General features: G+C 59.1%; 17 protein-coding genes. 12 read left to right on the top strand and 5 right to left on the bottom strand.

What is annotated here, in order from left to right; translation table 11 throughout:
- Positions 1–166 precede the first annotated feature (166 nt).
- Complete coding sequence (gene gltA / locus K6T12_RS16655; protein ID WP_222224001.1) at positions 167–1,444, bottom strand: citrate synthase; 1,278 nt, start codon at positions 1,442–1,444, stop codon at positions 167–169.
- A gap of 421 nt (positions 1,445–1,865) precedes the next feature.
- Here gltA and sdhC point away from each other — a divergent pair, with 421 nt between their 5' ends.
- The 12 genes from sdhC (at position 1,866) to K6T12_RS16595 (ending at position 15,744) form a co-directional block, all read left to right on the top strand.
- Positions 1,866–2,243, top strand: coding sequence for a succinate dehydrogenase, cytochrome b556 subunit (sdhC, locus tag K6T12_RS16650; protein ID WP_222224000.1), 378 nt, complete (start codon positions 1,866–1,868; stop codon positions 2,241–2,243).
- Positions 2,237–2,584: a succinate dehydrogenase, hydrophobic membrane anchor protein gene (sdhD, locus tag K6T12_RS16645; protein ID WP_222224002.1), complete on the top strand. Its 348-nt coding sequence runs from the start codon at positions 2,237–2,239 to the stop codon at positions 2,582–2,584. Before sdhC ends, sdhD begins: the two co-directional genes overlap by 7 nt.
- 3 nt (positions 2,585–2,587) lie before the next feature.
- The gene (gene sdhA / locus K6T12_RS16640; protein ID WP_222223999.1) at positions 2,588–4,360 is read left to right on the top strand and encodes a succinate dehydrogenase flavoprotein subunit; all 1,773 of its coding nucleotides are present in this window, start codon (positions 2,588–2,590) and stop codon (positions 4,358–4,360) included.
- A 12-nt stretch (positions 4,361–4,372) separates the two neighbouring features.
- Positions 4,373–5,077 (top strand): succinate dehydrogenase iron-sulfur subunit, encoded by a 705-nt coding sequence (locus K6T12_RS16635; protein ID WP_222223998.1) that lies wholly within the window; start codon positions 4,373–4,375, stop codon positions 5,075–5,077.
- 242 nt (positions 5,078–5,319) lie between these two features.
- Complete coding sequence (locus K6T12_RS16630) at positions 5,320–8,151, top strand: 2-oxoglutarate dehydrogenase E1 component (RefSeq protein WP_222223997.1); 2,832 nt, start codon at positions 5,320–5,322, stop codon at positions 8,149–8,151.
- 57 nt (positions 8,152–8,208) lie between these two features.
- Positions 8,209–9,426, top strand: coding sequence for a 2-oxoglutarate dehydrogenase complex dihydrolipoyllysine-residue succinyltransferase (gene odhB / locus K6T12_RS16625; protein ID WP_222223996.1), 1,218 nt, complete (start codon positions 8,209–8,211; stop codon positions 9,424–9,426).
- Positions 9,427–9,474: 48 nt separating this feature from the next.
- Complete coding sequence (gene lpdA / locus K6T12_RS16620) at positions 9,475–10,914, top strand: dihydrolipoyl dehydrogenase (protein ID WP_222223995.1); 1,440 nt, start codon at positions 9,475–9,477, stop codon at positions 10,912–10,914.
- A 159-nt stretch (positions 10,915–11,073) separates the two neighbouring features.
- Positions 11,074–12,240 carry an ADP-forming succinate--CoA ligase subunit beta gene (sucC, locus tag K6T12_RS16615; protein ID WP_222223994.1) on the top strand — a complete coding sequence of 389 codons (1,167 nt, stop codon included), beginning with the start codon at positions 11,074–11,076 and terminating at the stop codon, positions 12,238–12,240.
- Between the two features lie 2 nt (positions 12,241–12,242).
- The gene (gene sucD / locus K6T12_RS16610) at positions 12,243–13,115 is read left to right on the top strand and encodes a succinate--CoA ligase subunit alpha (protein ID WP_222223993.1); all 873 of its coding nucleotides are present in this window, start codon (positions 12,243–12,245) and stop codon (positions 13,113–13,115) included.
- A gap of 514 nt (positions 13,116–13,629) precedes the next feature.
- Positions 13,630–13,851 (top strand): hypothetical protein, encoded by a 222-nt coding sequence (locus K6T12_RS16605; RefSeq protein WP_222223992.1) that lies wholly within the window; start codon positions 13,630–13,632, stop codon positions 13,849–13,851.
- Between the two features lie 204 nt (positions 13,852–14,055).
- A complete protein-coding gene (locus K6T12_RS16600; protein WP_222223991.1) occupies positions 14,056–14,640 on the top strand; it encodes an LON peptidase substrate-binding domain-containing protein in 585 nt (194 codons plus the stop codon).
- Positions 14,641–14,880: 240 nt separating this feature from the next.
- Positions 14,881–15,744 (top strand): DNA ligase, encoded by an 864-nt coding sequence (locus K6T12_RS16595; RefSeq protein ID WP_222223990.1) that lies wholly within the window; start codon positions 14,881–14,883, stop codon positions 15,742–15,744.
- Between the two features lie 8 nt (positions 15,745–15,752).
- Here the strand turns inward: K6T12_RS16595 and K6T12_RS16590 are convergent, their stop codons facing one another.
- From K6T12_RS16590 to K6T12_RS16575, 4 genes are read right to left on the bottom strand one after another with little or no spacing between them, the layout of a single operon-like run.
- On the bottom strand, positions 15,753–16,070 hold the full coding sequence (locus tag K6T12_RS16590; RefSeq protein ID WP_222223989.1) for an MGMT family protein: 318 nt from the start codon (positions 16,068–16,070) through the stop codon (positions 15,753–15,755).
- 18 nt (positions 16,071–16,088) lie between these two features.
- Entirely contained in the window at positions 16,089–16,628 is a 540-nt protein-coding gene (locus tag K6T12_RS16585) for a DinB family protein (protein ID WP_222223988.1), read from the bottom strand.
- 56 nt (positions 16,629–16,684) lie between these two features.
- On the bottom strand, positions 16,685–17,101 hold the full coding sequence (locus tag K6T12_RS16580; protein WP_222223987.1) for a group II truncated hemoglobin: 417 nt from the start codon (positions 17,099–17,101) through the stop codon (positions 16,685–16,687).
- Positions 17,102–17,117: 16 nt separating this feature from the next.
- Positions 17,118–17,435, bottom strand: coding sequence for a DUF3301 domain-containing protein (locus K6T12_RS16575; RefSeq protein ID WP_222223986.1), 318 nt, complete (start codon positions 17,433–17,435; stop codon positions 17,118–17,120).
- Between the last annotated feature and the right edge of the window lie 123 nt (positions 17,436–17,558).

Genomic DNA, 17,558 nt, shown 5'->3' with positions numbered 1-17,558 from the left:
CCACTTTCGTGTTGCCGACAAGGCGAGAGCGGCGTTATCCCCGGGCATTAAAGAGCTGCCCATGCCGCTACCCCGTGAGAAAGAAAAATGCCAGTCAGTTGGCTTAACTGACTGGCATTACGCGAGTGCGGGGCTTTTATGGTTTGCTGGCCAGTTACCGGGCGGTTCAGGCCGGGTAGTCGCGCTTGCTCGGGCCGGAGTACAGCTGACGCGGGCGGCCGATCTTGTTCGGGCTGCTGTGGAACTCGCTCCAGTGGGAGATCCAGCCGATGGTGCGGGACAGCGCGAAGATCACGGTGAACATGTTGGTCGGGATGCCGATCGCTTTCAGGATGATACCGGAGTAGAAGTCGACGTTCGGGTACAGCTTACGCTCTACGAAGTACTCGTCCTCCAGTGCGATCTGCTCCAGGCGCTTGGCGATCTTCAGCAGCGGGTCGTCGTCGATGCCCAGTTCGTGCAGCACTTCGTCGCAGGTCTGCTTCATTACCTTGGCACGCGGATCGAAGTTGCGGTAGACGCGGTGACCGAAGCCCATCAGGCGGAACGGATCGTTCGGGTCCTTGGCCTTGGCGATGAATTCCGGGATGTTGTCTTCGTGACCGATCTCTTCCAGCATGGTCAGTACCGCCTCGTTGGCGCCACCATGTGCCGGGCCCCACAGGGCGGCGATGCCGGAAGCGATACAGGCGAACGGGTTGGCGCCGGAGGAGCCTGCCAGACGCACTGTGGAAGTAGAGGCATTCTGCTCGTGGTCGGCGTGCAGCAGGAAGATGCGGTCCATGGCGCGGGCCAGAACCGGGTTCGGCTGGTACTCTTCGCACGGGGTGCCGAACATCATCTGCAGGAAGTTATCAGCGTACTCGAGGTTGTTACGCGGGTACTGGAACGGCTGGCCGATGGAGTACTTGTAACACATCGCGGCGATGGTCGGCATCTTGGCGATCAGTCGGTAAGCACAGACTTCGCGGTGATAGGCGTCGTTGATGTCCAGCGAGTCGTGGTAGAAGGCGGACAGGGCGCCGACCACGGCAACCATGATCGCCATCGGGTGGGCGTCACGACGGAAGCCGTTAAAGAAGTGGCTCATCTGCTCGTGAACCATGGTGTGGTTCTTAACGGTGTGGACGAACTTCTCTTTTTCCTCTGCGGTCGGCAGTTCGCCGTTCAGCAGCAGGTAGCAGACTTCCAGGTAATCGGATTTTTCCGCCAGCTGTTCGATCGGGTAGCCGCGATGCAGCAGTACGCCGTTAGCGCCGTCAATATAGGTGATCTTGGATTCGCAGGCGGCGGTGGATACGAAGCCCGGATCATAGGTGAACAGCCCCTGGCCAGTCAGCGGACGAACATCGATAACATCTGGGCCCTCTGTGCCTGAGTAGACCGGCAGTTCAATAGTTTCATCCAGACCGTCGACTGTTAAACGTGCTTTCTTGTCAGCCATTAGAGGCTCCTATCATATTGTTATGTTTTGTGCGGACTTTGTGGATCGCTGGCCCGCCACAACCTAATCGGTGGGACCCGAATTTTTGGACCCACCCAATATAGAGTTTGAAATACGTTTGTCAATTCGCCACAAGGCGGCTTTTACTGCGTTGCAACATGACCTTAAAAGCACTAACAAGATTGTCCATGTGGCTGAATACGCATTTAGTTGTAAGGGGTTTTACAGTGCCGTCAGGGCGCTAGACCAAAGGCTTAGAGCCCCGTGGTCGCGTTGTATTTCGGTCCTGAAATGCTTATACTCCCGCTCCGAAGTTTAGACCCCGGAATGAGGGTTAAAGCTTCGATACCGAGGTACTTATCTTCTTGCACTTCCTAGCAACCTTGCTCTGCAACAGAGCAGCCGAGTGTGAACAAGAGCCGTGAACAAGAAAAGACCTGTAAACCTAGATCTAAGAACTATCAAGCAGCCTCTCCCGGCTATCTCATCTATTTTGCATCGTGTGACGGGCGTAGTGATGTATTTCGGCGCCGTGTTCATGCTGTACGCGCTGGGGCTGTCTCTGGAATCTCAGCAGGGCTTCAATGAAGCTGTTGAGATGCTAGAGACTAGCTTTTTCGCGAAGCTGATCGCCTGGGGACTGGTTTCTGCGTTGCTGTATCACTTCTTTGCCGGCATCAAACATCTGGTAATGGATTTTGGCTACTGCGAAGAACTCGAAAGCGGCCAACTGGCAGCCAAGGTAACAATGGGCGTCAGCGTCGTGGCAATCCTTCTGGCGGGGGTATGGATATGGTAACCAGTATCACTAGCTTTGGCCGTAGTGGCCTGTACGACTGGATGATTCAGCGCGTCAGCGCTGTGGTCCTGCTCGTTTACACCGTTTTCATGATCGGCTACCTGCTGATGAATCCGGGGCTGGATTACGAACAGTGGAGCGCGCTGTTCGAAAACACCGCAATGCGAATCTTCTCTCTGTTGACGCTGCTGTCTTTCGCAGCGCACATCTGGATTGGTATGTGGTCCGTATCGACTGACTACATCAAACCGACCGGTGCGCGTTTCGTCTTCCAGTCAGCAACAGGCCTCCTGACGTTCATCTATGTCGTCTGGGGTATTCAGATTCTGTGGGGTGTTTAAACGATGGCTAATCTGCGTACGCTTACATTCGACGCAATTGTCGTAGGTGGTGGCGGTGCCGGCATGCGTGCCGCGCTGCAGCTGGCTCAGTCCGGCCTGAATACTGCCTGCGTCACTAAAGTATTCCCGACGCGTTCACACACTGTGTCGGCACAGGGCGGTATCACCTGCGCTATCGCCAGTTCCGACCCGAACGACGATTGGCGCTGGCACATGTACGATACCGTCAAGGGCTCCGACTACATCGGTGACCAGGACGCGATCGAATACATGTGTTCCGTAGGTCCCCAGGCGGTCTTCGAACTGGACCACATGGGCCTGCCGTTCTCCCGTACCGAAACCGGCCGTATCTACCAGCGTCCGTTCGGCGGTCAGTCCAAGAACTTCGGTGAAGGCGGCCAGGCGGCCCGTACCTGTGCCGCGGCTGACCGTACCGGTCACGCGCTGCTGCACACCCTGTACCAGGGCAATATGAAAGCCGGTACCACCTTCCTGAACGAGTGGTATGCCGTCGACCTGGTGAAAAATGCCAACGACGATGTCGTCGGCTGTATCGCCATCTGCATCGAAACCGGCGAGACCGTCTACATCAAGTCTAAGGCGACCGTGCTGGCGACCGGCGGTGCCGGCCGTATCTACGCCTCCACCACCAACGCCCTGATCAACACCGGCGACGGTATGGGCATGTCCCTGCGTGCCGGCATCCCGGCGCAGGACATGGAGATGTGGCAGTTCCACCCGACCGGTATCGCCGGTGCCGGCGTGCTGGTGACCGAAGGTTGCCGTGGCGAGGGTGGCTACCTGATCAACAAGGACGGCGAGCGCTTCATGGAGCGTTACGCACCGAACGCCAAAGACCTGGCCAGCCGCGACGTGGTGGCTCGCTCCATGATCCTGGAGATCCTGGAAGGCCGTGGCTGCGGCGAGAACGGCGACCACGTTTACCTGAAGCTGGACCACCTGGGTGAGGAAGTACTGCACTCCCGTCTGCCGGGTATCTGTGAGCTGTCCAAGACCTTCGCGGCAAGCGATCCGGTCAAGGAACCGATCCCGGTTGTACCGACCTGCCACTACCAGATGGGTGGTATCGCCACCAACATCGGTGGTCAGGCGATCGCACCGGGTGCCGATGGCAACGACAAGATGGTCAACGGCCTGTTCGCCTGTGGCGAGGTGGCTTGCGTATCCGTACACGGTGCCAACCGTCTGGGCGGTAACTCTCTGCTTGATCTGGTGGTCTTCGGCCGTGCTGCCGGCCTCGAGATCGAGAAGCAGATGAAAGAAGGCTATGAAGTACTGGATGCGACCGATGCCGACATCGACCGCGCCATGGCTCGCCTGAACCGTCTGAACAACTCCACCGGTGGCGAGAACGTGGCTGAAGTCCGTAAGGAACTGCAGGACACCATGCAGCTGTACTTCGGTGTATTCCGTGACGGCGACAGCATGCAGAAAGGCCTGGAACTGCTGAAAGGCATCCGTAAGAAGGTCAGCAACCTGCACCTGGAAGACAAGAGCAAGGCGTTCAACACCGCGCGTATCGAAGCGCTGGAGCTGGAGAACCTGATGGAGGTTGCCGAGGCGACCGCTATCGCAGCCGAAGTGCGCAAAGAGTCCCGCGGTGCTCATGCCCGTAACGACTTTACCGAGCGTGATGACGAGAACTGGCTGTGCCACTCCGTCTACTATCCGACCGAAAAACGGGTCGGCAAGCGTGCCGTAAACTTCGCACCGAAGACGGTAGACGCGTTCCCGCCGAAAGTTCGAACTTACTAAGGGGCTGGTACGATGCTGGTAAGTGTATATCGCTACAATCCTGAAACCGATGACGCGCCGTCCATGCAGGATATCCATATTGATATCCCGGGTGGCAAGGACATCATGGTCCTCGACCTGCTGCAGCTGCTGAAGGATAAGGACCCGACACTGGCATACCGCCGCTCCTGCCGCGAAGGTGTTTGCGGCTCCGACGGTATGAACATGAATGGTACCAACGGCCTGGCGTGCATCACGCCGCTGTCGGCGGTGGTTGAAAACGACAAGCTGGTACTGCGTCCGCTGCCGGGCCTGCCGGTCATCCGTGACCTGGTGGTCGACATGACCCAGTTCTACAAGGCGTACGAGAAGATCAAGCCGTACCTGATCAACGACACGCCGCCGCCGGCGATCGAGCGTCTGCAGTCGCCGGAAGAACGTGCCGAGCTGGACGGCCTGTACGAGTGTATACTCTGCGCATGCTGCTCCACCGCCTGCCCGTCGTTCTGGTGGAACCCGGACAAGTTCATCGGCCCGTCCGGCCTGTTGCAGGCTTACCGCTTCCTGGCGGACAGCCGCGACACCGCCACCCGGGAACGGTTGACCGAACTGGACGACCCGTTCAGCGTGTTCCGGTGCCACGGTATCATGAACTGCGTGAGTGTCTGTCCGAAAGGTTTGAATCCAACCAAGGCGATCGGCAAAATCCGCAACATGTTGCTGCAGCAAGCGACCTGATGCGACATCAAGCGGTGCCCGGTGGGCACCGCTTTTTTGCGAGAAGCAGTATTACTGAAGATTCCAACAACCATTCGAATCTCCATTCGAAACAACGATTAACGCTTTCTTAAGAAAGTTCTCGCCGCAGCTGGTTTTCAGCGGGCGGGTAAACATACGGTAACGAAAGAGGGGTCGTCCCCCAAGTGGTGGGAGTTGTGCAGCCCGCCCGGACCAAACCCCCAGAGCCAGGGTGATCAATAATGCAAGAAGGCATAATGGAGCTGATGTGGAAGAATGCCCACCTGTACGGTGGCAACCTTTCCTACATCGAACAGCTTTACGAAGCATACCTGCTGGACCCGAACGCTGTACCTCAGGAATGGCGTGAAGAGTTCGATCGTCTGCCGAAGGTTGGTGACAACCTGACGCAGGATGTTCCCCACTCGCCGATTCAGGACCACTTCCTGTATCTGGCCAAGAACCAGAAGCGCGCCGCACCGGTGGCGGTCAGCTCTGTCAGCTCCGAACATGAGAAGAAACAGGTACGTGTACTGCGGATGATCAACGCATACCGCGTGCGTGGCCACCAGGTGGCGGAGATCGATCCGCTGGGCCTGATGGAGCGCGAACAGGTACCTGATCTGGATCTGCGATACCACGAACTGTCCGAGGCGGATAACGACACCACCTTCCAGCTCGGCTCGCTGTTCTTCGGTCCGGAAGAGGCGCCGCTGAAAGATATTATCGCGGACCTCAAGAAAACCTACTGCACCACCGTCGGTGCAGAGTACATGCACATCGTTGATACCCAGGAAAAGCGCTGGATCCAGTCCCGTCTGGAGCCGGTTCGCTGCCACCCGCAGCTGGAGCCGCAGGAGCGTAAGCACATCCTGGAACGGCTGACCGCTGCGGAAGGCCTGGAAAAATACCTCGGCTCGCGCTATGCCGGTGCCAAGCGCTTCGGTGTGGAAGGCGGCGAGTCGCTGATTCCGCTGATGGACGAACTGATCCAACGTGCCGGTCGTGACGGCGCCAAGGAGATCGTGATCGGCATGGCCCACCGTGGCCGTCTGAACATGCTGGTCAACACCTTCGGCAAGAACCCGGCCGAGCTGTTCGGCGAGTTCGAAGGCAAGAAGCTGGTCGAAACCTCCGGTGACGTGAAATACCACCAGGGCTTCTCCTCCAACATCATGACCGCGGGCGGCGAAGTCCACCTGGCGATGGCGTTCAACCCGTCCCACCTGGAGATTGCCGCGCCGGTGGTCGAGGGCTCGGTACGTGCCCGTCAGGACCGCCGTGAAGATCCGGTCGGCTCTACCGTGGTACCGGTCAACATCCACGGTGACCAGGCCTTTGCCGGCCAGGGCGTGGTGATGGAGACATTCCAGATGTCCCAGACCCGGGCCTACAAGACCGGCGGTACCGTCCATATCGTGATCAACAACCAGGTTGGTTTCACCACCAACAAGCAGGAAGACTCCCGCTCCACCGAGTACGCCACCGACGTGGCCAAGATGGTGCAGGCGCCGATCTTTCACGTGAACGGCGATGACCCGGAAGCGGTTCGCTTCGTCACCCAGGTGGCGCTGGACTACCGTAACGAATTCAACAAAGACGTGGTCATCGACCTGGTCTGCTATCGTCGTCGCGGCCACAATGAGGCGGACGAGCCGTCTGGCACTCAGCCGCTGATGTACGCCAAGATCAAGAAGCAGAAGACCACCCGCGAGCTGTACGCTCAGCGTCTGATCGACGAGGGTGTGATCACTGCCGAAGAAAGCAAGGCGATGGAAAAAGACTATCGCCAGGCGCTGGAAAACGGCGAGCACGTAGCCAATGCGCTGGTGCTGGAGCCGAACACCGAGCTGTTCGTCGACTGGAAGCCCTACCTGGGCCATGAATGGTCGTTCGACTGCGATACCGGTGTCGACCTGAAACTGCTGCAGGAACTGGGCAACAAGATCTGCGAGGTGCCGGAAGGTTTCTCCGTGCAGCGCCAGGTTCAGAAGATTATCGAAGACCGCAAGCGTATGGCCGCCGGTGCCATGGAGCTGAACTGGGGGATGGCCGAATCGCTGGCCTATGCTTCCATTCTGGCCCAGGGGCACCCGGTACGCCTGACCGGTCAGGACGTTGGTCGAGGCACGTTCTCCCACCGTCACGCGGTTCTGCATAACCAGAAGGACGGCAGCACCTACCTGCCGCTGCAGAACCTGTCCGCAGACCAGCCGTGTCTGACGCTGCACGACTCCTTCCTGTCCGAGGAAGCGGTGCTGGCGTTCGAGTACGGTTATGCGACCACGATGCCCAATGCACTAGTAATCTGGGAAGCTCAGTTTGGTGATTTCGCCAACGGTGCTCAGGTTGTTATTGACCAATTTATCACCAGCGGTGAGCAGAAATGGCAGCGCCTCTGCGGCCTGACCATGCTGCTGCCCCACGGCTTCGAAGGCCAGGGGCCGGAGCACAGCTCCGCTCGACTGGAACGTTATCTGCAGCTCTGCGCTGAACACAACATTCAGGTGTGTGTACCGACCACCCCGGCCCAGATCTTCCATCTGTTGCGCCGTCAGGTGGTGCGTCCGCTCCGTAAGCCGTTGGTTGTGATGTCGCCGAAGAGCTTGCTGCGCCACAAACAGGCGATCTCCACGCTGGAAGATCTGACCGTGGGCGGCTTCAAACCGGTTATCGGTGAAGTCGACCAGCTGGATCCGAAGCAGGTGAAACGTCTGGTACTGTGTAGCGGCAAGGTCTACTACGACCTCTATAACCGCCGTGCCGAACTGGAGAAGCAGGATGTCGCGATCGTCCGTATCGAACAGCTCTATCCGTTCCCGGAGCAGGCGCTGGCCGAGGCGATCGCCGAATACACCAACCTGGAATCTGTGGTTTGGTGCCAGGAAGAGCCGATGAACCAGGGTGCCTGGTACTGCTCGCAGCATCACATGCGCGCCGTACTGCACAAGCACGATGCCAAGCTGCATCTGGAAGGCGTAGGCCGACCGCATGCCGCTGCACCGGCGGTAGGTTACATCTCGGTTCACCTGGAACAGCAGGAAAAACTGGTCAACGAAGCAATCAACGGTTAATTGGAGGGCCGGCGCCTATCGGCGCCGGCCGTCTGACGGAGCACGAAAGGAAAAAACATGTCCATCGAAATCAAAGCGCCGACTTTCCCTGAATCCGTAGCGGACGGTACTGTTGCAACCTGGCACAAGCAGCCGGGTGAAGCCTGTGCAGCTGACGAGCTGATCGTAGATATCGAGACCGATAAGGTCGTACTGGAAGTCGTGGCACCGGCTGACGGTGTCATCAAGGACGTGGTAAAAGGCGAGGGCGACACCGTCCTCAGCGATGAAGTGATCGCCCTGTTCGAAGCGGGTGCGGCGGCTGCAGCGGCTCCGGCGGCTGAAGCTGAAGCAGCTGCCGAAGCGGCAACCGGCGAAGGCGACAAGGTTGGCCCGGCGGCACGCAAGCTGATCGAAGAGAACAACCTGGACGCTTCCAAGATCCCGGGTACCGGCAAGAATGGCGGTATCACCAAGGAAGACGTGCAGAACTACCTGAAGAAGGGCGGAGCCCAGGCGCCGGCGCCGGCAGCGACTGCGCCGGTTGCTGAAGCCAAGGCACCGACTGCGCCGGTCAACGTACCGGTTGGCGAACGCGTCGAGAAGCGCGTGCCGATGACCCGCCTGCGTGCGACCATCGCCAAGCGTCTGGTTGAAGCGCAGCAGAGCGCCGCCATGCTGACTACCTACAACGAAGTCAACATGAAGCCGGTGATGGAACTGCGCAAGCAGTACAAGGATCTGTTCGAGAAGACCCACAACGGCACCCGCCTGGGCTTCATGTCCTTCTTCGTCAAGGCGGCCACCGAAGCGCTGAAGCGCTTCCCGGCGGTCAACGCCTCCATCGACGGCAACGACATGGTTTACCATGGCTACCAGGATATCGGCGTAGCGGTCTCCACCGACCGCGGCCTGATGGTGCCGGTGCTGCGTGATACCGACAGCATGAGCCTGGCCGATATCGAAGCGACTATTCGCGATTTCGGTACCCGTGGCCGTGACGGCAAGCTGGGTATGGAAGATATGCAGGGCGGTACCTTCACCATCACCAACGGTGGTGTATTCGGCTCGCTGATGTCCACCCCGATCCTGAACCCGCCGCAGACTGCGATCCTGGGCATGCACAAGATCCAGGAGCGTCCGATGGCGGTCAACGGTCAGGTCGAGATCCTGCCGATGATGTACCTGGCGCTGTCATACGACCACCGTATGATTGACGGCAAGGAGGCTGTACAATTCCTCGTGACTATCAAAGACCTTCTGGAAGACCCTGCACGTATGCTTCTGGATGTTTGATACAGCCCCCCAGTAAGAACGAGTGAATTGACAGAATAGGAAAGGTACATGTCTGACAAATTTGACGTGATCGTAATCGGCGCAGGCCCGGGTGGTTATGTAGCAGCAATCCGTGCCGCACAGTTGGGTCTGAAGACCGCCTGTGTCGAGAAATGGGTAGACGACAAAGGTGCGGCCGTACTGGGCGGCACCTGCCTGAACGTTGGCTGTATTCCGTCCAAGGCGCTGCTGGAATCCACCCACAAGTTCCACGACGCTAAAGCGCACGCCAATGTACACGGCATCCAGGTGGGTGACGTCACCATGGACGTCCCGCAGATGGTGGCGCGCAAGAACCAGATCGTGAAGAACCTGACCAGCGGCATCACCGGCCTGTTCAAGGCCAACGGCGTTACCCTGCTGCAGGGCATGGGTAAGCTGCTGCCGGGTAAGCAGGTGGAAGTGACCGCGGCCGATGGCAGCGTGTCTGTCCACGAAGCTGAAAACGTGATCCTGGCGTCCGGTTCCGTACCGGTTGAGATCCCGCCGGCACCGCTGACCGAAGGTCTGATCCTGGACAACGCCGGTGCGCTGGATATCGAAGAGACGCCGAAGCGCCTGGGCGTGATCGGTGCCGGTGTCATCGGCCTGGAGATGGGTTCCGTGTGGGCGCGCCTGGGTACCGAAGTTACTGTACTGGAAGCGATGGACGATTTCCTGGCGGCAGCGGACAAAGACGTTGCCAAGGAAGCGGCCAAGCTGTTTAAGAAGCAGAACCTGGATATCCGCCTGGGCGCCCGGGTGACCGGCACCGAGATCCTCGACGGTAAGGAAGTGCTGGTGCGCTACACCGACTCCGAAGGTGACAAGGAGATCGTGGTCGACAAGCTGATCGTGGCCGTTGGTCGCCGTCCGCAGACCCAGGGCCTGCTGTCCGCAGACAGCGGCGTCAAGCTGGACGAGCGTGGTTTCATCTTCGTTGACGAGCACTGCCGCACCGACGCACCGGGCGTGTACGCCATCGGTGACAGCGTGCGCGGTCCGATGCTGGCGCACAAGGCGTCCGAAGAGGGCATCATGGTGGCTGACATCATCGCCGGTCAGCACGGTCACATGAACTACGATGTGATCCCGAACATCATCTACACCCATCCGGAACTGGCCTGGGTCGGTAAGACCGAACAGCAGCTGAAAGCCGACGGCGTCAAGTACAAAGCCGGTAAGTTCCCGTTCGCCGCCACTGGTCGTGCCATGGCTGCCAACGATACCGACGGTTTCGTCAAGGTGCTGGCCTGCGAAGAAACCGATCGCATCCTGGGCATCCACATGGTCGGCGGCGTCGCCTCCGAACTGATCGGCCAGGCGGTCATTGCGATGGAGTTCTGCTCCAGCACCGAAGACCTGCAGATGACCATCTTCGCTCACCCGACCGTGAGTGAAGCGCTGCACGAAGCCGCTCTGGCGGCGGATGGTCGCGCCATCCACATGGCAAACCGCAAGAAGCGCTAAGCGCAAACCTATTAGAAAGATTTCGGCCGTCCCCCGTGAGGGGGTTCGGCCGATTTAGCAAGAAGCTTGTCGTTGAAACCCTCAGGGGCTGCGGTCGGGTAACCTCTCCATACCCACAGCCGCAGAATAATCACTAGTGACAACACAACGGATTAGAGCATGAACCTTCACGAGTACCAGGGTAAACAACTGTTTGCCGAATATGGTCTGCCGGTCTCCAAAGGGATCGCGGTAGATACTCCGGAAGCAGCTGCAGCAGCAGCTAATGAGATTGGCGGTGACAAATGGGTTGTTAAGGCCCAGGTGCACGCCGGTGGCCGCGGTAAAGCGGGCGGCGTTAAGCTGGTCGACAGCCCGGAAGAAGCCCAGGCATTCGCAGCCAACTGGCTGGGTAAGAACCTGGTCACCTACCAGACTGACGCAAACGGCCAGCCGGTTTCCAAGATCCTGGTGGAAACCTGCACCGATATCGCTGCTGAACTGTACCTGGGGGCTGTAGTAGACCGCTCTACCCGCCGCATCGTCTTCATGGCTTCTACTGAAGGTGGCGTGGAGATCGAGAAAGTAGCGGAAGAAACTCCGGAGAAGATCCTCAAGGCCACTATCGACCCGCTGACCGGCGCACAGCCGTACCAGGGCCGTGAACTGGCGTTCAAACTGGGCCTGCAGGGCGACCAGATCAAGCAGTTCGTCAAGATCTTCCTGGGTCTGGCGAAGATGTTCGAAGAGAAAGATCTGGCGCTGCTGGAGATCAACCCGCTGGTTATCACCGATCAGGGCAACCTGCACTGCCTGGATGCCAAGGTCGTAATCGATGGTAACGCGGTTTACCGCCACAAAGATCTGCAGGCGATGCACGATCCGTCCCAGGACGATGAGCGTGAAGCACGTGCGGCCGAGTGGGACCTGAACTACGTGGCACTGGATGGCAACATCGGCTGCATGGTGAACGGTGCCGGCCTGGCAATGGGTACCATGGACATCGTTTCCCTGCACGGCGGTTTCCCGGCCAACTTCCTGGACGTAGGCGGCGGCGCGACCAAAGAGCGCGTAACCGAAGCGTTCAAGATCATCCTGGAAGACACCAAGGTGAAAGCCGTACTGGTTAACATCTTCGGTGGCATCGTACGCTGCGACCTGATCGCTGACGGCATCATCGGTGCGGTCAAAGAGGTCGGCGTAAACGTACCGGTCGTGGTACGCCTGGAAGGTAACAACGCGGAACTGGGCTCTCAGCGTCTGGCTGAATCGGGTCTGGACATCATTGCGGCAACCAGCCTGACTGACGCTGCTCAGCAGGCCGTTAAAGCAGCGGAGGGTAAATAATCATGTCCATCCTGATCAACAAAGATACCAAAGTGATCTGCCAGGGCTTCACTGGCGGTCAGGGTACTTTCCACTCTGAACAGGCTATCGCTTACGGCACCCAGATGGTGGGCGGCGTAACGCCGGGCAAGGGTGGCACTGAACACCTGGGCCTGCCGGTATTCAACACCGTTGCCGAAGCCGTCGAAGCGACTGGTGCTGAAGCGTCCGTAATCTACGTACCGGCACCGTTCTGCAAGGACTCCATCCTGGAAGCCGCAAACGCCGGCATCAAGCTGATCGTCTGCATCACCGAGCACATCCCGGTGATGGACATGCTGCACTGTAAAGTGAAGTGTGACGAGCTGGGCGTACGCCTGATCGGCCCGAACTGCCCGGGCGTTATCACTCCGGGCGAGTGCAAGATCGGCATCATGCCGGGTCACATCCACCTGCCGGGCAAAGTGGGTATCGTGTCCCGTTCCGGCACCCTGACCTACGAAGCGGTCAAGCAGACCACTGACGCCGGTTTCGGCCAGTCTACCTGTGTAGGTATCGGTGGCGACCCGATCCCGGGCTCCAACTTCATCGACATCCTGGAGATGTTCGAGAAGGATCCGCAGACCGAAGCGATCGTAATGATCGGCGAGATCGGCGGTACTGCCGAGGAAGAAGCGGCGGCTTACATCAAGGCCAACGTCACCAAGCCGGTAGTTTCCTACATCGCGGGCGTAACCGCTCCGGCTGGTAAGCGCATGGGCCACGCCGGTGCGATCATCTCCGGTGGTAAGGGCACTGCTGACGAGAAATTCGCGGCTCTGGAAGATGCAGGCGTTAAGACTGTACGCTCCCTGGCGCAGATCGGCGAAGCACTGAAAGAAGTTACCGGCTGGTAAGTTCGATCGGTTGCGATCCGATAATAAAAAGGGCAGCTTCGGCTGCCTTTTTTCATTTCAGTTATAAGTTAACAGTTGTGAGTTAACAGAATTCCGTAGACCGGCTCTATGTGGGAGGCGCGCCCCGCGGCGATTGGGAGCAGGCCTCGCTGGTCGCTGCTGAGCCAGCCCGGCTGGCACCCATCTGTCGGCAAGTTTCACCTCGCTTTAAGAAAAACAATTGACAAAAATTAACCAATCCGCTCCAATGGCTGAGTCTTACTGACAAATTTAATCAATATTCGTTAACCCAGACCGCACAGATAGCACAGACCGTCATGATTTACGCCTATACCGCGAAACAGAATCATCCGTCTCTGCCGGCATCCGTCAATCGATGGACGTCCGCTATCTGCCGTCCGCGTGCCTGAGTTTTAACACTGAACGCCGCGGAATCTGCCGCGGTTAATGTGTTTCCTTTCCAGGTTTCCTCTTTTCCCCGTCAGCTTCCGCTCTGAAACAGAAGGGGAATACCATGACTCTGATCTCACTGCTGGCTGCTGCCTACAATCGTTTCATTGAACACCGTCGTCAGAAACGCGCTTATGCCGAACTGCGTGCACTGCGCCCGGAAACCCTGCGCGATATCGGTCTGCGCCTGGAAAACGGTAACATCTACAACCTTCACGAAGAGGCGCTGACCGATGAGCGCACTGAACAGGCGGCGGCGAAGCCCGTGCCGGGAGAGGGTGGCTAGCGTCGCGCCAATGGTGCACTTGCTCAGTTAAGCGTGCATCATTGGCAATTCCGTATCAGCAGAGGGCAGCGATCGCTGCCCTCTGTTTTGTATCTGTTATGCTCTTCGCCGTATAACCCGCAACTCCGTTGGTATCAATTGGTTGCTAATCTACCAGCAACTTTTTAGGTACACTGACAGGCTCGTGCCTATTGAGAGTTGTACATGCAAACCCTGCCACTGTTCCCGTTGCCGACCGTGCTCTATCCCGGAGGTTACCTGCCGCTGCAGATTTTCGAACCGCGATACCTGAGGATGGTCAAGCAGTGCCTGGCCAATAGCAGTGGCTTCGTGGTGGTGCAGAGTATCGATGGCCTGTCTGCCTCTGAAGAGGGGCGGGCGCCGTTCTACCCGGTCGGTTGCTACGGGGAAATTGACGACTGGCACCCGCTGCCGAACGACCTGCTCGGTATCGACCTGCACGGGCAGTACAAGGTCCGCATCCACGACTATCGGGCTGAACAAGACGGCCTGCTGGTCGGTCAGTGCGAAATATTGCCGGCTGAGGCGCCAACGCCGGTCTCCGATCGTTATCCCCAGCTGATCCGGTTGCTGCAGGATATCCAGAAGCATCCGATGATCCAGATGCTGGGATTGGATATCGATTATCAGGATGCCAGCGAGGTTGGCTATCGGCTGGCGGAACTGCTGCCGTTCAGCGGCGACGAGAAACAACTGCTGCTGGAGTCGGACGACCCGCTGGCGCGGCTGGATGCGATCAAGTCGCTGATCCGGCAACTGGGCGGCTGAGTATTGGTTCTTCCCTGTTTTCGGGCCAAGCCGCGAACCCGCTGCTAAAAACACATTGACGGTTCGGCCGACGGCACGTTGGAGGCGCGTCCTGCGGCGATCGCCTGCTGTGCGTTCCGGTGGCGGCCGCTGACTGCAATCCATACTTGCCCTGATAGGGAGGCTGACCTAGTCTCTTTTTACGCCCGATGGAGGTGGGCGGACGGACGCAATGTCCGAATTTCGATCAGGGAGGAAAGGATGAAACTGCTACTGATACCCCTTCTGTTGATGCTGCTGCTGATGCTGCCGATCTCATTGCGTGCCGCCAGCCAGGCGGCGCCCGAGCTGATGCTGGCGCAGACCTATCAGCCGGGCATTACGGTCGGTCACTACTGGGTCAGCGAGAAGTACGACGGGGTGCGCGCCTATTGGGATGGTGAGCACTTGCTGACCCGCAGCGGCCAGCGGATCAATGCGCCCGCCTGGTTTACCCGGGGCTTTCCCAGCCGTCCGCTGGATGGCGAGCTATGGCTCGGGCGGGATCGTTTCGAAGAGATCTCCGGCTTGGTGCGGCGTCGGCAGCCGGATCAGACATTGTGGAAGCAGGTGGGCTATATGGTGTTCGACCTGCCGCCGGCATCGCCGGACGAGCCACTGACCACCTTTGCCGAACGTCATGCCGAGCTGGAACAGCGCTTGGCGGAGATCGATCTACCCTGGCTGAAGGCGGTACCGCAACGGCTGCTGGCCGATGACGCCAGTCTGCAGCAGGCGTTGCGGGAGATTGTCGAGCTGGGCGGCGAGGGGTTGATATTGCGCCGGGCCGACAGCCTCTATCAGCCGGCGCGCAGCCTGGCGCTGCTGAAGCTCAAGCCGTTCTCCGATGCCGAGGCGACCGTGGTCGGTTATACCCAGGGCAAAGGCAAATATCGAGGCATGGCCGGCGCCCTGCTGGTGGAGCGGGCGGACGGGCTGCGTTTCCGTATCGGCAGTGGGCTGACCGACCAGCTGAGGCGGGAACCGCCGCCGATCGGTAGCAAGATCACCTACCGCTATAACGGCGAGACCAATAACGGCATACCCCGTTTTGCCCGTTACCTGCGGCCTTGGCAGGCATTTTAGGCAGGCGTTCAGTCGGCTTCGCCGGACCAGCGATACACCCGCAGGTTGATCCTTTCACCGTTGAATTCGACACCGTCGGCTTCCAGCCGCTCGCGTTGGCATCGGTAGGCGTCGCTGTCCAGCGGGAAAGAGATCCGACCCTGGGCGTTGATCACCCGGAACCAGGGGAGCTGGCTGTCCTTGGGCAGCTGGCTCAATATCCGGCCAACCATCCGGGCCATGCGCGGCAGGCCGGCCAGCTCGGCCACCTGACCGTAGCTGGCGACCTTGCCGGGCGGGATCGCCGCCACCACCTGCCAGACCTTCTGGCACATCAATTCATCCATAACCGGTCAGCTCATCACTCAGTCGTGAAGCTCCGGAATCAGCGTCAGCAGGTCGGTGATGCCGATCTCGATCTCCTGCTGCGACAGCAGGGTGGTCAGCTGGCCGCGGTGGTGGGTCTGGTGGTTGAACAGGTGCAGTGCCAGGCTGCCGAAACGGCGGACCGACTCGATCCCTTTCATATTGGCGTAGTGCAGCGGTACGTCCAGATCCTCGTCGCGCAGTTCATTGGTCCATTCGATCAGCACCTCGTCCAGCAGCTCACGCTCGGCGCGCAGCTCTTCGATATCCTCGAACAGGACCTGCTTCAAGGTAACCGGCTGGCGCATGTGCTGCACCGGTTGCAGGCTCTGGAAGTTGGCCGGGTGGTTGGTGAAGCGCTGTAACCAGATGATATCGCCGACCATCAGGTGGTTCAGCGTGCCCATGATCGAGCCGAAATAGGCGCCCTGGTCCGCTTTCAAGGTCACTGCGGGCAGGGTTTCGGCGGCATCATAGAGGGTTTCGTTCATCCACTGGTTGTAGCGGGCCATTAGCCGAAGGTTGTGCAGTTCGCTCATGTTACAGCTCCTTTGTTCTGTCGCGCCCTGCCGTGTTCTGTCGCGCCCTGCCGTGTTCAGTCGCGGGTGCGGCTGCGTTCGGCCGGCACGAACAGCTGCTCTAGCAGGTACTTTTTAAAATCCGTAGCAAACGGCTGGCTTTCAAGGGCTTTTTCCATACATAGCAGCCAGGCATCGCGCTCGGCCGGGCCGATCTCGAGGTGGGAGTGGGCCGCCGGAATGCGAATCGGGCCATACTTCTCTCGATAACGTTTAGGGCCGCCAAGCCAGCCGCACAGGAAGCTGGCCAGCTTGTCGCGCGATTCGTCCAGGTTGTCGGGGTGCATAGCGCGGATACGCCGGGCTTCCGGCAACTGTTCCATGGCGTCATAGAAGGCATCGACCAGCTTCCGGATGCCGGCCTCGCCGCCGGCGGCTTGAAAGGAGATGTCGCCGTCGCCGTAGCGGGGTTGGTTGGGGTCGGAAATCTGCATCGTACGTCTCACTCAATCAGATTCGGTGGGGCTCCAGGTGGATCCCGGTAATGGCGCGGCCAAGCAGCACAATACGGCCCGTGTAGCGGTCATCGCCGGTACTGCTGAAATTAAACGTGTAGGAGCGCCAGATATGAACCTTGCCGTCCTCGCCGCGCTTGAACCAGAACGCCCGCAGCGCCACGCTCTCATCCAGCAGCTGAAGATCCAGCTCCTTGCACTGCTTGCGCGCCTCGCGCAACGCCAGTTCCTTGATCCGCTGAGCCTGCCACCAGTACAGCATGGCACCGCAGATCAGTGTCAGCCAGAGCAGATCGGACAGCTCGATATACATCTATAGCCTCGATGGATTAAAGGGCAAGGGAATCTGCGGCCATCCTACCATAGCCTGCGCTGGGTCAGTATTTGCTCCGATCAGGCAACGGGGCTGTAATTGAAAGCCCGCTTTTGTTAGGTG

It is taken from the genome of Marinobacterium arenosum (assembly GCF_019795155.1).
GTDB lineage: Bacteria > Pseudomonadota > Gammaproteobacteria > Pseudomonadales > Balneatricaceae > Marinobacterium_C > Marinobacterium_C arenosum.
Note: the sequence above shows the minus strand (reverse complement) of the source record. Positions and strands in the feature narration are given on the sequence as shown.